The organism is Mycobacterium sp. (assembly GCF_032162605.1).
Lineage (GTDB): Bacteria > Actinomycetota > Actinomycetes > Mycobacteriales > Mycobacteriaceae > Mycobacterium.
In genome coordinates this window covers 1-3,107 of sequence record NZ_JAVROT010000028.1, presented here as the reverse complement: position 1 = coordinate 3,107, position 3,107 = coordinate 1, and the positions used below count along the sequence as shown (strand labels likewise).

The window sequence follows — 3,107 nt, the reverse complement described above, 5'->3', positions numbered from 1 at the left end:
GGGTGCCCATGAGTTCGAACCGGTAGAGGTACGGCACGCCGCATTTGCGGGACACCACATTGCCCGCATAGGCGAACTCCGTGCCGAAGTTGTTGTTGCCCGCGGCGATGACGCCACGGATGAACGACCTGTTGTGCTCGTTGTTCAAGAACGCGATGACTTGTTTGGGGACGTAGCCACCGTCGTTGATGTCCGGCGTGGCCCGGCCTCCGCCGTACGTGGGCAATATCAATACGTACGGTTCGTCGACCTCGATGCGACCATGGAGGGGTATCCGCGTGGCGGGAACACCCAGCTTCTGGACGAAGCGGTGGGTGTTCTCCGATACGGAAGAGAAATAGACAAGGTTGCACTGCGTGATGTCCATGGCACCGCAACCTCCTTACTTGCTCATCTACTGGACTAGGCGCTCAGCGCCGCCCCGGCAAGCGCCTTGATCCGATCGGGCCGGAAGCCCGACCAGTGGTCGCTTCCTGCCACCACCACGGGAGCCTGCAGATAGCCCAGTGCCATCACGTAGTCGCGCGCCTCGGCATCCAGGCTGATGTCGACCTTCTCGTAGGCAAGGCCCTGCTTGTCGAGAGCCTTGTAGGTAGCGCTGCACTGCACACATGCCGGCTTGGTGTACACGGTGATGCTCATTGAAGCCGCTCCTCTGCGGGAAGAAGGTCGAAGATTTTGTTACGGACTGGCAACTGCTTGGGGCACTACATCTGCGCTAAGTTCAGCGCTCCGTCAAGCCCCAAGATTCCCGTCCTGCGGCTGTCAGGTCGAAGCACCTGGCTTCGAACCTTCCAGCCGATTCCGGGTGGTTCACCGGGCCGGTCTGGCTTGGTGAACCTGGGATCTGCCGGCTGTCGAAACACTACACCTAGGGGCTGACAAGATCTCGAGATACAAGATGTTCCGAATAACAATTCTGAAATTCCCTGGTCGTAAGCCCTGACGCACATGCCCGCCCCGGCGTGTCGCAGATCACAAACCCCGTCAAAGACGCCCATGCGTATCGGTATAGCACCGGCCACCGACAACACCGGTGCCGTCTGGGCGCCTACCCGCCGCTAGCAAAGCCGCCAGGCTAGCTGGCGGCTTTAGCTATTAACTTGCTAGAACGCTGCTGGTCACCGAGTGAGCGGCTTGTTGGATACCGCCAATCAGCCGACCTCGGCGGCGAGCTTGCCGACCACGTCGCGCACATTGGCCACCAGCTCGGCGTGCTCGGCGGGAGCCTTGCCCTCCAAAGTTCCAAACGGCACCGACAGTTTGATCGTCTCCACTACCCGTGCGCCGGCGATGCCGAATGACTTGCGGGTCTCGTCGTGCGCCCACACTCCGCCGTACTGTCCAAAAGACCCCCCGACCACTGCCAACGGCTTGCCCTTCAACGCGCTGTCGCCGAACGGTCGAGACAGCCAGTCGATCGCGTTCTTGACGACGGCCGGAATGCTGCCGTTGTACTCGGGGGTGACCACCAGGGCCGCATCCGCCTCGCCGGCCGCGGCGCGCAGCGCGTCCACCGAAGCCAGCGGCGGCGCGTCGGTGTTCATGACGTCGTCGATCTCTTCGTTGTAAAACGGCAAGTCCGCCAGCCCCTCGAACACGGTGATGGCGACATCGTCGGGCGCTACCTCGACCGCGAGTTCGGCGATTTTGCGATTTATCGATGCAGCGCGCAGGCTCCCCACCAACGCCACGACTTTGATCTCTGCCACTGGTCCGTTCCCTTCGGTTATTGGTCTACATCTTTCCACGGCTTAAACGGACTGTAGTCCGTTTTATTCCGGCCGCGTTAAAGTGCAGTGGTGAGCGGTGTGGAGAGGTTGGGCGAGTTGCCCGTGTCGGCGCCGCGAGAGCTGCCACAGGAGCGAGGTGACGCGGCGCGCAACCGCGAGCTGCTGCTGCATGCAGCCCGCCGCCTGGTCGCCACCCGTGGCGCGGACGCGGTCACGATGGACGACGTCGCCGCGGCCGCCGGTGTCGGAAAAGGCACGCTGTTCCGCCGGTTCGGCAGCCGCGCCGGGCTGATGATGGTGCTGCTCGACGAGGACGAACGCGCCAGTCAGCAGGCCTTTCTGTTCGGCCCGCCCCCGCTGGGCCCCGACGCGCCGCCGATGGATCGCCTGGTGGCGTTCGGCCAGGACCGCATGTGCTTCGTGCACACCCACCACGCGCTGCTCTCGGCGGCCAAAGGCGATCCGGTGACCCGCCACGTGGGAGCCGCAGCGGTGCAGCACACCCATGTGCGGGTGCTGTTGCAGGCGGCCCACGCCAGCGGCGATCTCGATGTCCAGACCGACGCGCTGCTGGCCCTGCTTGACGTGGATTATGTGGAGCACCAACTGAATTCCGGCAGACACACCCTCGAGACGCTGGGCGACGCCTGGGAAAGCTTGGCGCGCAAGCTGTGTGGGCGGTGACCTGACCCCCATGGCCTCGCCGACATCGAGCTGGGTCCTGCATGTCGACCTCGACCAATTTCTGGCGTCGGTCGAGCTACGCCGCCATCCCGAACTGGCCGGGCTGCCTGTCATCGTCGGCGGCAGCGGTGATCCCACCGAACCGCGCAAGGTCGTCACCTGCGCCTCGTACGAGGCGCGGGAGTTCGGCGTGCACGCCGGAATGCCGCTGCGCACGGCCGCCCGCCGCTGCCAGGACGCCACCTTCCTGCCGTCCGATCCGGACGCCTACGACGAGGCGTCAGAGCAGGTGATGGGACTGCTGCGCGACCTTGGTCACCCGCTGGAGGTGTGGGGCTGGGACGAGGCCTACCTGGGCGCCGACGTGGCCGACCCGTTGGAGTTGGCCGAACGCATCCGCACGGTCGTCGCCGCCGAGACTGCCCTGTCGTGTTCGGTGGGCATCAGCGACAACAAGCAGCGGGCCAAGGTCGCCACCGGTTTCGGCAAGCCTTCGCGCACGCGAGGAGCAGATGAAGGCCAGGGTGTCTTCGCGCTCACCGACGAGAACTGGATGCCGTTGATGGGCGACCGCGGGGTCGATGCGCTCTGGGGCGTCGGTCCCAAGACCGCCAAACGGCTTGCCGGACTGGGCATTACGACCGTCGCCGACCTCGCCGTCACTGACCCGACTCTGCTCACCGCGACGTT

The 3,107-nt window shown here is 64.7% G+C and carries 5 protein-coding genes; 2 read left to right on the top strand and 3 right to left on the bottom strand.

Features of this window, described 5'->3' with window-relative positions; genetic code table 11:
- The 3 genes from nrdI to QOI01_RS01260 all read right to left on the bottom strand — a co-directional run.
- Positions 1–367 (bottom strand): class Ib ribonucleoside-diphosphate reductase assembly flavoprotein NrdI (nrdI, locus tag QOI01_RS01270; RefSeq protein WP_526377844.1); only part of this gene is annotated, 367 nt, incomplete at its 3' end.
- A 35-nt stretch (positions 368–402) separates the two neighbouring features.
- Positions 403–642, bottom strand: coding sequence for a redoxin NrdH (locus tag QOI01_RS01265; RefSeq protein WP_313865820.1), 240 nt, complete (start codon positions 640–642; stop codon positions 403–405).
- Positions 643–1,154: 512 nt separating this feature from the next.
- Positions 1,155–1,712, bottom strand: coding sequence for an NADPH-dependent FMN reductase (locus QOI01_RS01260; protein WP_526377842.1), 558 nt, complete (start codon positions 1,710–1,712; stop codon positions 1,155–1,157).
- 90 nt (positions 1,713–1,802) lie between these two features.
- On the opposite strand from QOI01_RS01260, the gene QOI01_RS01255 reads away from it, so the two are divergent.
- The gene (locus QOI01_RS01255; protein ID WP_526377840.1) at positions 1,803–2,417 is read left to right on the top strand and encodes a TetR/AcrR family transcriptional regulator; all 615 of its coding nucleotides are present in this window, start codon (positions 1,803–1,805) and stop codon (positions 2,415–2,417) included.
- Between the two features lie 10 nt (positions 2,418–2,427).
- Positions 2,428–3,107, top strand: a 680-nt coding sequence (locus tag QOI01_RS01250) for a DNA polymerase IV (RefSeq protein WP_526377838.1), incomplete at its 3' end; no start/stop codon positions are given.